This is a genomic window from Quadrisphaera setariae (genome assembly GCF_008041935.1).
GTDB classification, from domain to species: domain Bacteria; phylum Actinomycetota; class Actinomycetes; order Actinomycetales; family Quadrisphaeraceae; genus Quadrisphaera; species Quadrisphaera setariae.
In genome coordinates this window covers 341,439-359,593 of sequence record NZ_VKAC01000004.1, presented here as the reverse complement: position 1 = coordinate 359,593, position 18,155 = coordinate 341,439, and the positions used below count along the sequence as shown (strand labels likewise).

General features: G+C 76.0%; 16 protein-coding genes. 9 read left to right on the top strand and 7 right to left on the bottom strand.

The genetic code is table 11. From position 1 onward, the window contains the following. Positions 1-2: 2 nt before the first annotated feature. Positions 3-947, bottom strand: a complete 945-nt coding sequence (locus FMM08_RS08890; protein WP_147925958.1) for a LysR family transcriptional regulator — start codon at positions 945-947, stop codon at positions 3-5. A gap of 147 nt (positions 948-1,094) precedes the next feature. Here FMM08_RS08890 and FMM08_RS08885 point away from each other — a divergent pair, with 147 nt between their 5' ends. From FMM08_RS08885 to FMM08_RS08875, 3 genes are all read left to right on the top strand, one after another. Next, positions 1,095-4,634, top strand: a complete 3,540-nt coding sequence (locus FMM08_RS08885) for a proline dehydrogenase family protein (RefSeq protein WP_147925957.1) — start codon at positions 1,095-1,097, stop codon at positions 4,632-4,634. A 233-nt stretch (positions 4,635-4,867) separates the two neighbouring features. Then, positions 4,868-5,791 (top strand): NAD(P)-dependent oxidoreductase, encoded by a 924-nt coding sequence (locus FMM08_RS08880; protein ID WP_222710570.1) that lies wholly within the window; start codon positions 4,868-4,870, stop codon positions 5,789-5,791. A 197-nt stretch (positions 5,792-5,988) separates the two neighbouring features. Continuing rightward, a complete protein-coding gene (locus tag FMM08_RS08875; protein ID WP_147925955.1) occupies positions 5,989-6,849 on the top strand; it encodes an aldo/keto reductase in 861 nt (286 codons plus the stop codon). A 96-nt stretch (positions 6,850-6,945) separates the two neighbouring features. Here FMM08_RS08875 and FMM08_RS08870 read toward each other — a convergent pair whose 3' ends face one another. Then, positions 6,946-8,145, bottom strand: a complete 1,200-nt coding sequence (locus tag FMM08_RS08870) for an NADH:flavin oxidoreductase/NADH oxidase (RefSeq protein ID WP_147925954.1) — start codon at positions 8,143-8,145, stop codon at positions 6,946-6,948. Between the two features lie 155 nt (positions 8,146-8,300). Between FMM08_RS08870 and FMM08_RS08865 the strand changes: the two genes are divergently transcribed. After that, entirely contained in the window at positions 8,301-9,068 is a 768-nt protein-coding gene (locus FMM08_RS08865) for a VOC family protein (protein ID WP_147925953.1), read from the top strand. A 178-nt stretch (positions 9,069-9,246) separates the two neighbouring features. Here the strand turns inward: FMM08_RS08865 and FMM08_RS08860 are convergent, their stop codons facing one another. Continuing rightward, a complete protein-coding gene (locus FMM08_RS08860; RefSeq protein WP_147925952.1) occupies positions 9,247-10,233 on the bottom strand; it encodes a DUF808 domain-containing protein in 987 nt (328 codons plus the stop codon). Between the two features lie 66 nt (positions 10,234-10,299). Beyond that, positions 10,300-10,812 (bottom strand): nucleoside deaminase, encoded by a 513-nt coding sequence (locus FMM08_RS08855; protein ID WP_147925951.1) that lies wholly within the window; start codon positions 10,810-10,812, stop codon positions 10,300-10,302. Between the two features lie 101 nt (positions 10,813-10,913). On the opposite strand from FMM08_RS08855, the gene FMM08_RS08850 reads away from it, so the two are divergent. From FMM08_RS08850 to FMM08_RS08835, 4 genes are all read left to right on the top strand, one after another. Then, positions 10,914-11,204, top strand: a complete 291-nt coding sequence (locus tag FMM08_RS08850) for a hypothetical protein (protein ID WP_147925950.1) — start codon at positions 10,914-10,916, stop codon at positions 11,202-11,204. After that, on the top strand, positions 11,201-12,211 hold the full coding sequence (locus FMM08_RS08845) for an asparaginase domain-containing protein (RefSeq protein WP_147925949.1): 1,011 nt from the start codon (positions 11,201-11,203) through the stop codon (positions 12,209-12,211). The genes FMM08_RS08850 and FMM08_RS08845 overlap by 4 nt, the downstream gene beginning before the upstream one ends. A gap of 128 nt (positions 12,212-12,339) precedes the next feature. Beyond that, complete coding sequence (locus tag FMM08_RS08840) at positions 12,340-12,615, top strand: DUF4190 domain-containing protein (RefSeq protein ID WP_147925948.1); 276 nt, start codon at positions 12,340-12,342, stop codon at positions 12,613-12,615. A 335-nt stretch (positions 12,616-12,950) separates the two neighbouring features. Further along, the gene (locus FMM08_RS08835; RefSeq protein ID WP_147925947.1) at positions 12,951-13,835 is read left to right on the top strand and encodes an HDOD domain-containing protein; all 885 of its coding nucleotides are present in this window, start codon (positions 12,951-12,953) and stop codon (positions 13,833-13,835) included. Between the two features lie 6 nt (positions 13,836-13,841). On the opposite strand, the gene FMM08_RS08830 is transcribed toward FMM08_RS08835, so the two are convergent. The 3 genes from FMM08_RS08830 to FMM08_RS08820 form a co-directional block, all read right to left on the bottom strand. Next, entirely contained in the window at positions 13,842-15,518 is a 1,677-nt protein-coding gene (locus FMM08_RS08830; protein WP_147925946.1) for a DUF4153 domain-containing protein, read from the bottom strand. A gap of 103 nt (positions 15,519-15,621) precedes the next feature. Further along, positions 15,622-16,707 carry a sensor histidine kinase gene (locus FMM08_RS08825; protein WP_255472196.1) on the bottom strand — a complete coding sequence of 362 codons (1,086 nt, stop codon included), beginning with the start codon at positions 16,705-16,707 and terminating at the stop codon, positions 15,622-15,624. Continuing rightward, positions 16,704-17,498 carry a response regulator transcription factor gene (locus FMM08_RS08820; RefSeq protein WP_222710569.1) on the bottom strand — a complete coding sequence of 265 codons (795 nt, stop codon included), beginning with the start codon at positions 17,496-17,498 and terminating at the stop codon, positions 16,704-16,706. The genes FMM08_RS08825 and FMM08_RS08820 overlap by 4 nt, the downstream gene beginning before the upstream one ends. Before the next feature lie 161 nt (positions 17,499-17,659). Here FMM08_RS08820 and FMM08_RS08815 point away from each other — a divergent pair, with 161 nt between their 5' ends. Further along, positions 17,660-18,094: a hypothetical protein gene (locus FMM08_RS08815; RefSeq protein WP_147925945.1), complete on the top strand. Its 435-nt coding sequence runs from the start codon at positions 17,660-17,662 to the stop codon at positions 18,092-18,094. Positions 18,095-18,155: the final 61 nt, after the last annotated feature.

Genomic DNA, 18,155 nt, shown 5'->3' with positions numbered 1-18,155 from the left:
CGTCAGGTCGGCGGACCCGCCTGGGCCCTGAGGGCGGCGACGACGACGGCGAGGGCAGGCTGCCCCGACGCCGCGGCCCGCTGCGCGGCGAAGACCGTGCGGCGCGGCTGACCCGGCAGCTCCACGAGGCGGGCCGTCGTCTGGCGCCCGGCGTGCACGAGGTCGGGCAGGACGGCGACGGCGCAGCCGGTCTCCACCAGGCGCAGGTGCGTCTGCAGGTCGGCGCTGGTGAACCTCACGTCGGGCTCGAAGCCGCTCGTGCGGCACGTCTGCTCGGTGAAGTCACGGCTGGCGGTGCCCTCGGGCTCGGCCACCCACGGCAGCCCCGACGCGAGGTCGGCGAGGTCGTGGACGTCGGGGGCGAGGTGCTCCGGCGGCAGCGCCAGGCGCAGGGGGTCGCGGACCAGCTCGGTGCGCGCCAGGCCCGGCAGGTGCGGCCGGGAGTGCGCGGGGTACTCCTCGGCGACGACGAGGTCGAAGTCCCGGGCGCGTGAGGCCTCTGCGCGCAGGGCCGCCGACTCCAGCGCGGCGCCGGGCTCGGCCTGCACCACCTCCACCCGCAGCCCGGGGTGCTCGACGGCGAGCTGGCGCAGCGCGCCCGGCACCAGCGCGAGCGCCGCCGACTGGAACACGGCCAGGCGCACGCGCCCCGTGAGCGGCGCGAGCGGGCCGCCGCCGCGCTCGCGGGAGGTCACGGCCACGCGGGCGCTGGCCCGCTCGAGCACGTCGAGCACCTCACCGGCGGCCGCCACCAGCTCCTCGGCCTCGGCGGTGAGCACCACCCGGCGGCCCGAGCGGCGCAGCAGCGGCGCCCCCGCCTCCTTGGCGAGCAGCGTGAGCTGCTGGGAGACGTGGGAGGGGGAGTAGCTGAGCGCCTCCGCGGCCGCGGCGAGCGTGCCGCGCGCGGCGACCTCGCGCAGGAGCAGCAGCCGCCTCACGTCGAGCACGGGCGCTCCTCGCCGTCGTCGTTGCTGTCGTCGCTGTCGTCGTCCTGGTGGCGGGACGAGCGATCACCTGGGGTGAACGGTACTGCGCCTCAACGCTCATCGGTGGTGACCTGTTGCACGACGCCCGTCCGGCGCAGACTTCGCTGCATGACCGCCGCCGAGCTCAGCCGCCCCGCCGCTCCCACGGCTCCGGAGGTGTCCGTCGAGGACGTCGCCGCCCTCGTGCGCCGCTGGCTGGACGAGGCCGCCGCACACCCCGTCAAGGGCGCCGAGGCCCGCGCCGCCGACCAGCTCGCCGGCCTCCTGCGCGACCCCGACGGCCTGGCGTTCGCCACCGGCTTCGTCGACGGCGTCGTCCGTCCCGAGGATCCGGCCGCCGGCGCCGCCGTGCTGCGCCGCCTCGCCCAGCGCCCGCCGGCGTTCCTGTCCCCGGCGCTGCGCTCGGCCGTGAAGGCCGGAGGCGCGCTCGGGCCGGTGGTGCCCGGCGTCGTCGTCCCCGCCGCCAAGCGGGCGCTGCGCGAGATGGTGGGCCACCTCGTGGTCGACGCGACCGACGCCAAGCTCGGCACGAGCCTGGCCCGGACCCGCCGCGCCGGGACGCCGGACGCCCCCGTGCGCCTCAACCTCAACCTCCTCGGCGAGGCCGTGCTCGGCGGGCGGGAGGCCGACCGCCGCCTCGCGGGACTGCGCCGCCTCGTGGAGCGACCCGACGTCGACTACGTCTCGGTGAAGACCTCCGCCGTGGTCGGCCCGCACGCGCCCTGGGGGTTCGAGGAGGACGTCGAGCACGTCGTCGAGCGCCTCGCGCCGCTGTACGAGACCGCAGCGCGCACCGCCGGACGCCCGACGTTCCTGAACCTCGACATGGAGGAGTACAAGGACCTCGACCTCACCCTCGAGGTCTTCACCCGGCTGCTGGACCGCCCGTCCCTGAAGGGCTACGAGGCCGGGATCGTGCTGCAGGCCTACCTGCCCGACGCCCTCGCGGCCATGCAGCACCTGCAGTCCTGGGCCGCCCAGCGCGTGGCCACCGGAGGCGCCCCCATCAAGGTGCGCCTGGTCAAGGGCGCCAACCTCTCCATGGAGCGCGTCGACGCCGACGTCCACGGCTGGCCCCTGGCCACCTGGGACACCAAGGCCGCCTCCGACGCCCACTACAAGCGGGTGCTCGACTGGGCGCTCACCCCCGAGCGCACCGCCAACGTGCGCCTGGGCGTGGCCGGGCACAACCTCTTCGACATCGCCCACGCCTGGCTGCTCGCCGGTGCGCGCGGCGCCCGCGAGGGCATGGAGGTGGAGATGCTGCTCGGCATGGCCGCCGGGCAGGCCGCCGCCGTGCGTCGCGAGACCGGCTCGCTGCTGCTCTACACACCCGTGGTGCACCCGCGGGAGTTCGACGTGGCCATCGCCTACCTCGTGCGACGCCTCGAGGAGGTGGCCAGCCCCGACAACTTCATGTCGGCCATCACGGAGATCACGCCCGCCTCTCCGCTGTTCGCCCGCGAGCTGGCCCGCCACGAGGAGTCGCTGCGGCTGCTCGAGAGCTGGCGCGACCAGGCGCTCGTCGAGCACGGCGACGCCGACGCGCCCCCGCTCGCCCACCGCCGCTACGACCGGCCCGCGGACCGGTACCTCGCGCTGCCGCACGTGCCGTGGGAAGAGGGGTTCGTCAACACCCCCGACTCCGACCCGGCCGTCGAGGGCCACCGCGCCTGGGTGCGTGCCGCGCTCACCCGCGCCGCCACGTCGCGCGCCGGGACCACCGGCCGGCACAGCGCCACCGGCTCGCTCGTCGATGACGCCGAGCTCCTCGACGAGCTCCTCGCCCGCACGGCCACCGCCGGGGAGGCGTGGGGCCGCCGCCCTGCGCGCGAGCGGGCTGAGGTGCTGCACGCCGCCGGTCGCGCCCTGGAGGCGCGCCGCCCCGAGCTGCTCGAGGTGATGGCCTCCGAGGCCGGCAAGACCGCCGACCAGGCCGACCCGGAGATCTCCGAGGCCGTCGACTTCGCGCACTACTACGCGCGGCAGGCCCTCGAGCTGGCCGCGGTCGAGGCCCGCGACGGCGTCCGGGCCGTGCCCGCGCGCCTCACCCTGGTCACCCCGCCGTGGAACTTCCCCGTGGCGATCCCCGCCGGGGGCGTGCTCGCGGCGCTGGCCGCGGGCTCCGCCGTCGTCCTCAAGCCCGCTGAGCCCGCGCAGCGCTGCGGCGCGGTGCTCGCCGAGGCCATCGCGTCCGCCCTGGCCGAGGTCGGCGCGGCCGACGCGCTGCGCGTGGTCACCGTCGACGAGGGCGGCCTCGGCCGGCAGCTCGTGAGCTCGCCCCGTGTGGACCGCGTCATCCTCACCGGCGCGTACGCCACCGCTGAGCTGTTCCGCACCTTCCGCGCCGACCTGCCGCTGCTGGCGGAGACGTCCGGCAAGAACGCGATGGTCGTCACGCCGTCGGCCGACCTCGACCTCGCCGCGAGGGACGTCGTGGCGTCGGCGTTCGGGCACGCCGGGCAGAAGTGCTCCGCGGCCTCGCTCGTGGTGCTCGTCGGGTCGGTGGCCACCTCGCGCCGCTTCCACGACCAGCTGCTCGACGCCGCCGCCTCCCTCGTGGTGGGTGCCCCGTGGGACCCGCGCACGCAGGTCGGCCCCGTCACCGAGCGGCCCGAGCCGGGCTCCGCGCTGCACTGGGGGCTCACCGAGCTGGAGCCCGGGCAGCACTGGGCGCTCGCGCCCCGCGCGCTCGACGTCCCCGCCGACGGCCCCGAGGCCGCGCTCGCGGGGCGCCTGTGGACGCCGGGCATCCGCTCCGGTGTTGCGCGCGGCTCGAAGTACCACCGCACCGAGGTGTTCGGGCCGGTGCTCGGCGTCATGACGGCGCGCACGCTGGACGAGGCGATCGACGTCGTCAACGACGTCGACTACGGGCTCACCTCCGGCATCCACTCCCTCGACGCGGGCGAGCTGCGGCGGTGGGCGTCGCGCATCCAGGCCGGCAACCTCTACGTCAACCGCGGCACCACGGGCGCCATCGTCCAGCGCCAGCCGTTCGGCGGGTGGAAGCGCTCCGCGGTGGGCGCGGGCACCAAGGCCGGTGGACCCTCCTACCTGCTGGGGCTCACCCGGTGGGAGCGCACTGATGACGCGGACGCGCTCGAGGGTGCGGGCTTCCTGGCCCGCGCCGCGGCGTCCGACGCCGCCGCGTGGGAGTCGCTGCTCGGCTCCCCGCAGGACCCGTCGGGCCTGGTCTCCGAGCGCAACTGGCTGCGCCACGTGCCGACGCCGGTCACCGTGCGCGCCGTCCCCGGTGCCTCGCCGGTCGACGTCGAGCGAGTCCTCGCCGCTGCTGCGCGGACCGGAGCGCCCGTCGAGGTGTCGCTGGCCGCGCCCCTGCCGTGCGCCCCGACCGCCGTGGTCGAGGACGACGACGCCTGGCTGGCGCGCGCCGCGGCTGCGCCGTCGTCGTCGCTGACGCGGGTGAGGCTCATCGGCCCGGCCGGTGCTCGTGAGGGCGCTGCCGCCGCGGCGAGCGCGCTCGCGGGGGCCACCGGCGGTCGTCCCGACCTCGCCGTGTGGCACGGCCAGGTCACGGCCTCCGGCCGCCTGGAGCTGCTCCCGTTCCTCCGCGAGCAGGCCGTCAGCGCCACGGCCCACCGGTTCGGCACGCCGTCCCCCCTGGTGGACGACCTGCTGTCCTGACCGCTCGTCCGGCGCTGCGAGACCGGGGGGCCGCAGCGCCGGACGAGCCCCACACCTCCCTTCCCGCCGGACCCCTGGCCCGACCGCTCCTTCCTGAGCTGCGGAGGTGGCCCCATGCCCGCTGAGATGGCCCCTTCGCGACGCAGATGGCCCCATCGACGCTGCCGATGGGGCATCTGCGCAGCCAAGGGGCCATCACGAAGGAGCCGGAGCGCGGTGCCACGATCCCCGGCGTGGACGACGTGCGCGTGGGGTTCGCCGGGCTGGGGATCATGGGTGCTCCGATGGCGGGCCACCTCCTCCGAGCGGGTGTCCCGCTGACGGTGTGGAACCGCTCGCCAGCACCGGCGCTGGCCCTGGAGGCCGCCGGCGCTCGCCGCGCCGTCGACGTCCTCGACCTGTTCGAGCGCAGCGACGTCGTCGTCCTCATGCCCGCGAACGCCGACGCCCTCGACGACGTCCTCGCCGCCCTGGGTGACCGGCGCAGCGAGCTGCTCGCCGGGCGGACGGTGGTCAACACCGGCACGGTGGCGCCGGAGCGCTCGCGCGCGCTGCCCGAGCGGGTCTCGGCCGACGGCGGCGTGCTCGTCGAGGCGCCGGTCTCCGGGTCCCGCCGCCCTGCCGAGGAGGCGGCGCTGGTGGGGATGACGGCCGGTGCGCGCGACGCCGTCGAGCGCGTCACCCCGCTACTGCGCCACTTCTGCGCCTCCACCACGTTCTGCGGTGAGGTCCCAGCGGCGCTGACGACGAAGCTCGCGGTGAACACGTTCCTCATCGCGCTGATGACCGGGCTGGCGGAGTCCTTCCACTTCGCCGCGGCCCACGGACTCGATCCCACGCTGCTGCGCGAGGTGCTCGACTCCGGGCAGGTGTCGTCGCCGATCTCCAGGGTGAAGTCCGCCGAGCTCGTCGACCAGGACTGGGCGCCACGGGCCTCACTGGCCGACGTGCTCATGAACGCCTCCCTCATGACCGACGCCGCGCGCGCTGCCGGGATCGCGAGCCCGCTGCTCGACGTCTGCCGCGACTTGTGCGCGGAGGGCGTGGAGCGCGGCGACGGCGGTCTGGACGTGGCGGCGGTGGTGCGGACGATCACCGACCGGAGCGCACGCGAAAGCGTCCCTCCGCCCGAGAAGACGCCCCAAGAGGCGCGCTGACGGGGCGTCTTCTCGACTCATGAGGCGCTTCCTCGGTCGAAGGGCGGACCGCTCTGCGGATGTGGCGCGGAGCCGCATGATCGTGCGAGGTGGTGCCGGGCCGGGCGGGGTGGTGGTGCACCAGCGGCCGCCGAGGGAGCGAGCGTGCACCGGTCCTCTGACGTGCCGCGCCGCGCCGGCGCGCCTACGGTCGAACGATGCCCCTCGAGTTCGGAACCACCGTCCCCTTCGTCACCCTCAACGACGGCGTGCAGATCCCGCAGGTCGGCCTCGGCGTCTTCCAGGTCGCGCCCGAGAGGACCGACGAGACCGTGCTGGAGGCTCTGTCCAGTGGGTACCGGCACGTCGACACCGCGGCCGGCTACCGCAACGAGGCCGGTGTCGGTGACGCGCTGCGCACCGCCCAGAGCAGCCTCGGCCTGACCCACGAGGACGTCTTCGTCACCACCAAGCTCGCCAACGCCGACCGCGCCGGCGGCCGCGACGCGGCGCTGGCGGCCTTCGACGACTCGATGGCCAAGCTGCAGCTGGAGCGCCTCGACCTGTGGCTCATCCACTGGCCCGGCTCGGACCAGGTGAACTTCGTGGAGGTGTGGAAGACCTTCGCTGAGCTCAAGGAGGCCGGCCGCATCCGCTCCATCGGCGTCTCCAACTTCCAGAAGACGCACCTGCGCGCGCTGTTCGACGAGACCGGCGTGGTCCCCTCGGTGAACCAGGTGGAGCTGCACCCGTGGATGCAGCAGGAGGACCTGCGCGCGTTCCACGCCGAGCACGGCATCGCCACCGAGGCGTGGAGCCCCATCGGCCAGGGCGGTGACCTCCTCGCCGACGAGACCATCGGCAAGATCGCCGCCGCGCACGGCAAGGAGCCCGCGCAGGTCGTGCTCCGCTGGCACCTGCAGCTGGGGAACATCGTCATCCCGAAGTCGGTGACGCCCTCGCGCATCCGGTCGAACATCGACCTGTTCGGCTTCGAGCTCACCGACGAGGACATGAGCGCGATCGCCGGCCTCGAGCGCGGCCAGCGCCTCGGCCCGGACCCCGACGTCTTCGGCTGAGGCTGAGCCCACTTCCCGCTGCGGCGGAGTCCAGGGTCAGGAACGCACTGATCCTGACCCTGGACTCCGCCGCAGCCGGCAGGAGTGCCCGGTGCGTCAGGCGTCGACGCGCGAGCGCTGCTGGTGGGGCACGCCGGTGCCCGCGGCGTCGAGGTCGATCTCCGCGGCAGGGGCGGGCTCGGGCCACCCGATGCTGGGTGCGTGGCCGCGGAAGTTCTTGAGCCACCAGCTGTAATCCTCGGGGACGAGGTCGAACGGCGAGGGGTGGCCCAGCTCGCGCGCGGCCCACACCGGCCAGTGCGGGTTGGCCAGCGCCGGCCGGCCGAGGAAGACGAGGTCGAGGCCCGCCTGCACCGCGCGCTCGGCGTTGGCCGGCACCCCCAGGTTCCAGCTCACGCCGACGGGCAGGCCCGCCTCGCGCTTGACGCGCAGGGCCCGGGCGAGGAAGCCGGACGGCTCACCGAGCGGTGTGCCGTCCATGTCGGGGGTGTTGAAGCCGGCGGAGATGTCGGCCAGGTCGAGACCGTGCTCCTTCATGAGGGAGATCGCCGCGACGGCCTCGTCCATGGTGGCGCCGGCGGGGTGCAGGTCGTCGGCGCCCAGGCGCATCGTCAGCGGGATGCGCTCGGGGATGACGGACCGCACCGCGTCGAGGGCCTCGGTGTGGAAGCGCACCCGGTTCTCCAGGCTGCCCCCGTACTGGTCGGTGCGCTGGTTGGCGAGGGGCGAGAAGAAGCTCGCGCCGAGGTAGCCGTGCGCGTAGTGCATCTCGATCCACTCGTAGCCCGCCTCGACGGCCCGCACGGCGGTCTCGGCGTACGCCTGGTGGACCTCGGCGATCTCCGCGACGGTCAGCTCGTGCACCGGGTGGGGGTGGTCGGCTCCGTACGGCACCGCGGACGGGCCGCGGCACTCCCAGCCCTCGGGGTGGTCGGCGGCGATCTGGTGTCCGCCCTCCCAGGGCGCCACCGCGCTGCCCTTGCGGCCGGTGTGGCCCAGCTGGATGGCGCTGACGCCACCCATGGACTTCACGATGTCGGTGGTGCGCTTCCACCCGGCGATCTGGCTGTCGTCGTACAGGCCTCCGCAGTGCACGGTGGTGCGGCCGTCGGGGGTGATGGCGATCTGCTCGGGGAACAGCAGCCCGAAGCCGCCGGCGGCCCGGGCACCCAGGTGCATGACGTGGAAGTCGTTGGCGTGGCCGTCCACGGACCGGTACATCGTCATCGGTGACATGACGATCCGGTTGCGCAGCGTCACGCCCTTGAGGGTGAAGGGGGAGAAGAGGTCGGCCACGTCACGTCCTTCGCTCGGATCGGGGGGCCGGGTGGAACTGGCCTCGTGGACAGTCGACGACGTCCCCGCGTCAACGGTGTGTCAGGTCGTCGTGCGCTCAGTGACGACCTCCTCACAGCGCGCAGTGCTGGCTGAGAGCGGCGAGCATGGGCGGCGTGCACCTGGAGAACGTGGTCTGGGACGCCCGCGACCCGCGCGCGCTCGGCGGCTTCTGGGCCGCGGCGCTCGGCGCCCGCGTCATCACCGACGAGCCCGACCTCCTGGAGGCGCGGCTGGCGCTCGACCCGGCGACCGGTGCGTTCCTCGACCTGTGCTTCCCCCGCGTCGGGCACCCCAGCGCCGCGCCGCCTCGGCTCCACCTGGACCTCCGCGGCGGCACCGCGCTCGACGACCTCGTCCAGCGGCTGCTGGGGCTGGGGGCTGAGCCCGCGGACGTCGGCCAGGGCGACGACGTCCCCTGGACCGTCCTCGTCGACCCCGAGGGCGGTGCCTTCTGCGTCATGCCCGACCGCCCCGGGTACGAGGTCACGACCGGCCCGGTCGTCGGCCTGCCCCTCGACAGCGCCGACCCCGAGCGCGACGCCGCCTTCTGGGCGGCGGTCTCCGGCTGGAGGCGCACGGACGACGTCGCTGGTGCGCCCGCGCTGCAGCACCCCGGCGGCATCGGGCCCCTGCTGGCGCTCTGCCCGGAGCCGCGCCCCAAGCCAGCAGGACGGGGCGGCAAGAACCGCGTCCACCTCGACGTGCGCCGCGACGCGTCGGACCTGCAGGAGCAGGACGACGACGGCGAGCGCGCGGTGGTCGAGCGGCTGCTCGCGCTGGGCGCGACGTCCCTGTCGGCTCCTGGCGAGCTGCCGTGGCTGGTCTTCGCCGACCCGTCCGGCAACGAGCTCTGCGTGCTGCCTCCCTCGCCGTCGACCTGACGCGGCCCGGGGGCTGCCCCGGGGGGGGGGCGGGTCTCGGGTATCGGCCCGATCAGGGGAGGAAGTGCCCCATGGGTGCAGAAGACGCCTCATGGATGCGGAAAGCGCCCCATCGATCCGGCTGATGGGGCGCTTTCTGCGAGGAAGAGGCGTCGTCTGCCCCGCCGACGGGGCGTCGTCAGTGGGCGGCGGAGCCGGCGGCCTTCGCGCCGCGCTTCGGCACGAGGTGCATGACGACGACGAGCACCGCTCCGACCAGTGCGCCGACCAGCGCCGAGAACGCCGTGTTGACCAGCCACCCGAGCACCCCGCCCAGCGCGCCGGTCGCGTCGTGCACGGCCTCCTCCGCGTGGTGCACGAGGCCGTACGGCCCGTGCCAGCCGAGCTCGTCGGTGCCCACGAGCAGGATGTGGCCGCCCACCCACAGCATCGCCACGACGCCCACGGTCGACAGCGTCGAGAGGACCACCGGCATCGCCTTCACGAGCCCGCGCCCGAACGCCGCCACCCCGCTCGAGCTGCGCTTCGACAGCGCGAGCCCGATGTCGTCCATCTTCACGATGAGACCCACCGCGCCGTAGACGACCGCCGTGATGAAGACCGCCACGACGGCGAGGATGATCGCCTGCTCCCACACCGGCTCGGCGCCGACCTCGTTGAGGGCGATCACCATGATCTCCGCGGACAGGATGAGGTCGGTGCGCACCGCCGAGGAGACGATGCCCTTCTCGCGCTCGGCCGGGTCCTGCGCGGCGCTGGCGGCCTCGTCAGCGGCGGCCGCGTGCCCGTGGCCGACCACGCCGCGCCTCTCCTGGACCTTCTCCCAGATCTTCTCCGCGCCCTCGTAGGACAGGTACAGCCCGCCCAGCATGAGGATCGGCGTGAGCAGCCAGGGCAGGAACGCGCTCAGCAGCAGCGCGACCGGCAGGATGATCAGCAGCTTGTTGCGCAGCGAGCCCTTGGTGATGCGCCAGATGATCGACAGCTCGCGCTTCGGCTCGATGCCCTGCACGTAGCGGGGCGTCACCGCGGCGTCGTCCACCACCACCCCGGCCGCCTTGGCGCTGGCGCGCCCCGTGGCGGCGGCGACGTCGTCGATCGAGGCCGCCGACATCCGCACGAGCGCGGCGACGTCGTCGAGGAGCGCGAACAGCCCGCCGCTCACCGCCGCACCCCCGCGACGGCGGACGTGTCGGGCTCGAGCGCGGAGGCCTGGTGCACGGGCGCGAGCCTAGGGCTGGGAACCGCCTGATCGCAGGCTCCGCGCGTGCAGCTCCCGGACGCGGTCGGCCAGCTGCGGCGCCGGTCCGTCGACCACCGCGGCCGGCAGCACGGCGCTGATGGGCAGCGCGGCCACCGGCGACGCGTCCTCGCCGGCATCGTCTCCGCCGCCCGTCTCGCGCCGCCACGCCGTGAGCTGGGCCGTGGTGGTGGCGACGACGATGCGCCCTAGGCCCACCCAGCCGTGCGCCGCGGAGCACATCGCGCAGTGCTCACCGGACGTGTACGCCGTGGTCGACGACCGCTGCTCCACCGGCAGGTGCGCGCCGGCCCACTGCGCCAGCGCCAGCTCAGGGTGGCGCGTGCCGTCACCGCCGCCCACGCGGTTGCGGTCCTCGAACAGCACCTCACCGCTCGCGCTGACCAGCAGCGACCCGAACGGCTCGTCGCCCGCGGCGACGGCCTCCTCGGCGAGGTCGACGCAGCGGGTCAGGTGCGCGAGGTCGCGCTCGTCGAGGGGCACGCGCCCGAGGGTGCCAGCGGTCCGGCGCCCCGACCACCGCGACCGGCTCGGCAGCCGCCGTGCGGCACACTCCGGTGACCACCCCTGAGCGGAGGACCACCGTGGCAGCGCACGACGACGACCCTCGCCGCAGCGACCGAGCACAGCGACGGCCGGGAGAGCGGCCCGTCGACCCGCAGGCCGCCCGGCACGACAGCGCCTCGCGCTTCGCGGACTCCGTCGGCCACGGCGTGGACGGCTTCCTCACCGGTGCCGCTGGCGGCACGGACCTGAGCCGGCCCTTCCCCGACCGCGACCCGCTCGCCCCCCCGTCGGGCTGGGCCATCGCCGCGCCGCTGCTGCTCGTCCTCGCCGCTGGCGCCGGCTACCTGGGCTGGCGGGCCATCTCGTGACGCCCTCCGCCGGCGGACGCCCCGCGCGGGCGCTCGTCGCGGTGGTGACCACGGGCGGCACCATCGCCAGCACCACCGGCGAGGACGGCGTCAGCCGCCCCACGCTCTCTGGCGAGGGCGTCCTCGGGGACGCCGCCCAGCGCGCCGGTGTGGAGGTGCGCGTGGTGGAGGCGCTGCGCGTCGACTCCTCCACCACGACCCTCCCTCAGGCCGACGCCGTGCGCGCCGCCGTCGCCGACGCCCTCACCGACCCCGCGGTGGTGGGGGTGGTGGTCGTCCACGGCACCGACTCCCTCGAGGAGACGGGGTACCTGCTCGACCTCCACCACGACGACGAGCGCCCGGTGGTGGTCACCGGCTCGCAGCGCACCGCCGACGCCCCCGCCTCCGACGCCCCCGCCAACCTCCTCGCCGCGCTGGTCGCCGCCGCGGACCCGGTCCACCGCGGCGCGGGGGTGCTCGTGGCCTTCGGCGGTGCGCTGCTGCCGGTGGCGGGCACCACCAAGCGGCACACCACCGACCTCGCCGCCTTCGCCCCGGCCGCCGCACCGCTGCCGCGAACCGCGCCCTTGACCCCCGCTGCAGCACCGGTCCCGTGGCCGCGCGTCGACGTCGTCGCCGTCGTGCCCGGTGACGACGGCGCGGTGCTGCGCGCGGTCCTCGGCCTCGGCGCACGCGGCGTGGTGCTGCAGGCGCTGGGGTCCGGCAACGCCACCGCCGCCGTGGTGACCGCGGTGCGCGGCGCGACCGCCGGCGGGGTGCCCGTGGTGCTCACCACGCGCGTGCCCGACGGGACGGTGGTCCCCTCCTACGGCGACGGCGGGGGCGGCGCCGACCTCGTGGCCGCCGGTGCCGTGCCCGCGGGGCTGCTGCGCGCCGGGCAGGCGCGGGTGCTCCTGGCCGCGCTGCTGCGCGGGACCCCCGCGGGCTCGGCTGAGGGCTCGGTGGACGTGCTCGCGCTCGTCGCGGAGCAGTTCCGGCGGCGCGGGGCACCGGCGCTGCGCTGAGGTGCACACGGGTGACCCGCCCGGGACGGACGAGGGGACTGCGGCGGGGCCGCTGGTGCTCGGATCACCGGCTGCGCCAGGATGCCCGGCGCACGCCTGATCATCGACCGAGACCTCAGGGAGACGCCATGTCCCAGCAGCCTGCGCAGTACGGGTACGGCGCCGCGCCCGTGCAGCGGCCCACCGAGACCATGGCGATCCTCGCCATCATCTTCGCGTTCGTGTTCTCCCCGCTCGGCATCGTCTTCGGTGTCATCGGGCGCAAGAACATCGCCAGGAACGGCAACAGCGGCCGCGGCCTGGCGACCGCCGGCATGTGGTTGGGCACAGCCTTCACCGCTTTCGCCATCATCGGCTACATCGGGATCTTCGCGCTCGCCGCGAGCATGCAGACCGCTCCCTGAGCCACAGCTCCACCCGGCCCGCGCTGGGCCGGGCCCTCACCAGCCGCCGTCCGCGCCCTCGTCCTCCGACGGAGCGGGCGGCGGCTGCTGCGTGAGGGCCGTTGACGGCCGCGGTGTTGCGCCGATCAGACCACGCGGAGATCCGCCGACGTCCCGGGCATCAGGTGCGCCGCAGACCGGCCGATGGACTCTGTGAGCGCCCCTCGGCGCTCGAGCACCGAGAGGTCCGTGATGAACACCCCCGCACAGACCGGTCACCCCCGGCCCCACCCGACGGCACCCGAGGTCGAGCCGGCCGTCGGCTCCGCCCGCCACCGGACGCCGGGGCGCGCCCGGTGAGCCTGCTCGACAGCCCCGTGGAGCGCGCCGCCGACGGTGGGAGCAGCGAGGCGGACGGAGCCGGTGAGCGGGCGACCGCGCTGCACACGGTCGAGGAGCTGCTGGACGTCGTCGACGAGCTGGCCGCCCGCCGCCCCGTGGCCGCCCGGCTCGTGGCGATGACCGCCGACAACTCCGTCGGCTCGCCCGAGCTGGCGGCGGTGCTCACGTGCGACGTCACCCTCACGGCCCGGGTGCTGCGCCTCGCCAACAGCGCCTACTACGGCCTCGGCGGCCGGGTCCGCACCGTGCCGTTCGCCGTCACGCTGGTCGGCTTCACCACCATCCGCGCCATGGCCGCCGCGGCGGTGGTCGGGGCCGACGCCGAGGAGGTGCTGCCCCGCAGCTTCTGGGCCCGCTCCCGGGCCGTCGCTCGTGCCTGCGACGAGATGGCGCCGTCCTTCGGCGTCGCCCGCCTGGACGCGTTCACCCTCGGCCTGCTGGCCGGGCTCGGACAGGCGGTGCTCTCCCACGCCGCCCCTGACGTCTACACCGGGCTGCTGGAGGAGCAGGAGGTGGCAGAGGGCGGCCGAGCGGCGCTCGTCGCCGCCGAGGTGCGCGCCTTCGGGGTGCCGCACAGCGAGGTCTCCGCGCTGGTGCTCTCCTCGTGGAGCTTCCCGCGGGAGGTCGTCGACGCGCTGCACCTGCTCGACGCGCCGTCGGCCCGCTCGACGCCCTGGTCGACCTGCCTGGCCACGGCCGTGGAGGCCGCCGGCCGCCTCGACGACAGGCCCGAGCTGCGCACCGACGTGGCCGTCATCTCCGAGGGCGTCATCACCGAGGACCGCGTGACCGCGATGATGCCCCGCCTGCGCGAGGCCGAGTCCGACGCCGACTGGTGAGGCGGCTCAGCCGAGCGCGCCGACCTCCGCGCACGGCTGCTCGGCCGCGCTGAGGAGCCCGGCGAGACCGGCTGCCCGTGCCCGGGACAGGTTCGCCGAGGGCCACCCCTCGTCCGAGGCGTCCTGCTCCGACCGTCCTCCGGCCACGCTCCACAGCACGCAGGGCCCCTCGGCGCCGAGCGCCGCCGGGTCCTCGCGCAGGGCGTCGGCCAGCCCCGGGGCCGCGTCTGCCGACAGGGTCGACAGGTACGCCACGTCGGGGCCTGCACTCGCGCTGCTGCCGGCGGTGCCCGCGGCGCCGCGCGCCAGCTGCGCACGGGCGATGGCGGCGTCGGGGTCGGCAGCGGTCAGGCCCAGCAGGCACGCGGCGGCCACCGCGACGGCGGCGTGCGGCACCCACGGCTGCTGGCGGCGCCGCTGCCAGCGGGCACCGGCCACCAGCAGCAGCACGAGCAGCCCGGCGAGCCCGGCGCAGACGACCCCCACGCCGATGCGCAGCCGCGTGAGGCCGTAGGCGTCGACGTAGGCCCGCAGGTCGGCCAGCGCCGCGGCGTCCAGGCCGAGGGACAGCGCGCACAGCAGGGCCAGCGCGGCCCGCGGCCCCGCCGTCATGGGCGTGCACCGCACCGCCAGGGCGACGACGGCGAGCACGAGCGCCGTGGCGACCACCAGCTGCGCGAAGCCGGCGTGCACCTGACCGGCGAGCGTGGCACCGGCGGTGTCGGCCACCTCCGGCGCCGTCAGGCGCACCACGAGGAAGGCGGCGAAGAGCGCGTCCAGCGCGCCCAGCGGCAGCAGCCACTCCACGCGGCGCGCCAGCACCGGGCGCGGACGCCGCCCCGCCGGCGGGCCACCTGTGCTGCCAGACGTGCTCCCCGCGGGGGAGCGGCGGGCGGCGTCCCAGGCCGTGGACAGCGCCGCGGACAGCGCCACCGCGGCGAGGGCGAACACGACGGCGCGGCCCACCACGAGGTCGGGGCGGGTCCCCAGCAGCGTGCTGGTCAGCCGGGAGAGCGCGTCGGCGAGCCAGGCTCCGGTGCTGCCCGTGAGCTTCTCGAGCAGACCGCCGAAGCGCGCGTCGGCGCTGGCCAGCAACGGCACGAAGACCACCAGCAGCACGGCCGTCACCGCGGTCGCCCGCAGCGCGGGCACGAGCCACGGCCACCGCCGCACTGCCCGGCGGGGACGGGCGGCGCGCAGCAGCAGCACGCGGCGCACCCCGCGGGCCGTCCACCCCGTGCCCGAGGCGACGCGCGCCAGCGGGCGCAGCGGAGCGAGCAGCACGGCGCTCCACACCCGCACGCGGCCGGTGGGCGCCAGCGCGAGGGCTCCCAGCAGCAGCGCGGCCAGCAGGTCCAGCGCCACCACCCAGCCGGCGTCGCGCAGCGCCGCCGAGCCGGCCAGCAGCACCGCCGCGGTGCCGTGCACCAGCTGCCAGCCACCGGGCCGGCCCGCCCGACCGGCCGGCCGCGCGTCGCGGACCACGACGACGACGGCGAGCGCCACGGCCAGCGCCAGCACCGCGACGCCCGCGCCCGGCCGCTCGCCGGGGAGCACGCGGGCGGCCAGCGCCGCGACCGCTCCCACCGCCACGAGCGCGCGCAGCGGCGCGGCGGGGGCGTGGGTGAGCAGCTCCCGGCCCACCGACCGGACGGGCGGAGCCGGGGGAGCGGGTGCAGGCACGGAGGGCCTCCTGGGGGCAGGCGGGTGGAGGCCCCCGGGGTGTCCGGGTGCCTGGCGACGACGAAGGGGCGACGAAGGGGCGACGAAGGAGGAGGAGGGCGTCTCAGGCGGGGAGGGTGACGACCACGCGGCAGCCACCGGCGGGCTGCAGGTCGGGCAGCGGGTCGGCGATGCGCACGGACCCGCCGTGCAGGTCCACCACCCACCTCACGATGGCCAGGCCCAGCCCGCTGCCGCCGGTCTGCCCGGCCGAGCGGGCGCGGGAGGTGTCGGTGCGGGCGAACCTGTCGAAGACCCGCTGGCGGTCGGCGGGGTCCACGCCGGGGCCGGCGTCGAGCACCTCCAGGACCAGGCACCCGGTGGGTCGTCCGTCGTCCTCCTGGAGGCGTCCGGTGACGTGCACGGCGGAGCCGGGCGGGGAGTGGCGGGTGGCGTTGTCGAGGAGGTTGGCGAGCACCTGGGCGAGGCGCTCCGGGTCGGCGTCGAGCACGAGCCCCTCGCCGTCGTCGGGAGGGTCGGGGTGCTCGTCGAGGGAGATGACGACGGCGACGTCGCGCCCCAGCGCCGCGCACTGCGCCCGCGCCTCCGCGGCAGCGGACTCCAGCAGGTCCCGGACCAGCACCCGGCGCCGGTGCAGGGGCACCTCGCCGGCCTCCAACCGGGACAGGTCCAGCAGCTGCGCCACGAGGCGGGACAGGCGCTGGGTCTGCGCGAGCGCCACCTCGAGGGCCGCCGGGTCGGGCTCGGTGACGCCGTCCGCGAGGTTCTCCAGCTGGGCCTGCAGCGCGGTGAGCGGGGTGCGGAGCTCGTGGCTGGCGTCGGCGACGAGGCGGCGGCGCTGCGCGTCGGTGCGCTCCAGCTCGGCGGCCATCGAGTTGAAGGCGGCGGCCAGCTGGCCCACCTCGTCGCGTCCGGCCGCGGAGACCCGCACGCCGTGCTCGCCGCGGGCCATGCGCCCGGCGGCCGCGGCCATCTCGCGCAGCGGGGCGGTGACGCCGCGGGCCAGCACCTGGATGACCACCACGGACACGACGACGGCGATGACCAGGGAGTAGCGCATGCGGAAGCCCTGCAGCAGCAGGAACGCCCCACCGGCCAGGCCCGCCACCACCGACCCGAGCACGACCGCGCCGAGCTTGGCCTTGACGGACGTCATCCAGGCCAGCGGCGCGACCAGCGGGCTCGTCACGAGCCGGCCCCCGGCAGGGCGCCGGCGTAGCCGACGCCGTGGACGGTGCGCACGACGTCGTCGCCCAGCTTGCGGCGCAGCGCGGCGACGTGGCTGTCGACGGTGCGGGTGGTCGTCGACACCTCAGCCCCGCTCCGGCTTCCGTCGAGGTCGCGCCAGCCCCACACGTCGGTGAGCAGCTGCTCGCGGGAGACCACTGCGCCGGGGCGCTCGGCCAGGCGCACCAGCAGGTCGAACTCCGTGGGCGTCAGGTGCACCACCTGCTCCCCGCGGTGGACCAGCCGCGACTCCACGTCCACCGCCACGTCACCGAGCCGCAGCGCCGGCGCAGCGGCGCTGGCGGTCGTCGTCGTGCTGCTCGCGCCGGCCGAGCGGGCGGCGCGGCGCAGCAGCGCCCCCACCCGCGCCGACAGCTCGCGGGGGCTGAAGGGCTTGGTGAGGTAGTCGTCTGCGCCCAGGCGCAGGCCCAGCACGAGGTCGGCCTCGTCGTCGCGCGCGGTGAGCATGAGCACGGCCGCGTGCAGCCCGCCCGGCTCGGACTGGATGCGGCGGCACACCTCGTAGCCGTCGAAGCCGGGCAGCATGAGGTCGAGCACCACGAGGTCGGGGCGCGCGCGGCGGCACAGCTCCACGCCCGCCGGACCGTCGGCGGCGATGCTCACCTCGTGCCCGTCGGCGCGCAGGCGGGCGGCGACGGCGTCGGCGATGGCCGGCTCGTCCTCCACCACCACCACCCGGGCGCGCCGGGCGGCGGGCGTCGGCTGCTGCGCTGGCTGACCTCCTGTGACCACGCCCCGAAGGCTAGGGACGCCGGCGCACGCGGTGGCGGAGGTCCTGTACCGGACGTGTGGAGGAGTTGTGCAGGCGCTCGACTCGTCATGGGCAGGTGCGCAGTGGCACGCTGCGACCCGGTGGCCCCCTGGGGAGGCCACCGGGCTGGGGGCCGATCACGATGACGTGGGACGAGCGCCGGCGCCGCGACGAGCAGCTGCGCCGGGAGGAGGAGCGCCGCCGCACCGACGCGGAGCACCGCCGGCGCGCGCTGGAGGAGGCCGAGCGGCGCCAGGACGACGAGCAGCGCCGCCGCAGGGAGCGGGAGGACGACGAGCGCCGCCGCCGCGACGAGCAGGAGCGGCTCGCGCGCGAGCGGGCCCACCGCACCGAGAGCGACCGGCTGCGGCGCGCCGCCGAGGACGAGGAGCGCCGCTGCCACCGCGCGCTGCGCGCCGCGGAGGACCGCGTGCTGACGCTGGAGTACCGCAGCCGCGACTACCCCGAGCTGGTGGGCGACCTCGCGGACGCCCGGCTGGAGGCGGACGTCGCCCACCAGCGCTGGCAGCGCGCCGACGAGGAGCGCCGCCGCTGGCCGTCCCCCTGGCCCTGGTGACCCCGAGCCGCAGCGTCAGGCTGTGAAGGCCGGATCCGGTCTCGGTGACCTGGCACTGCGC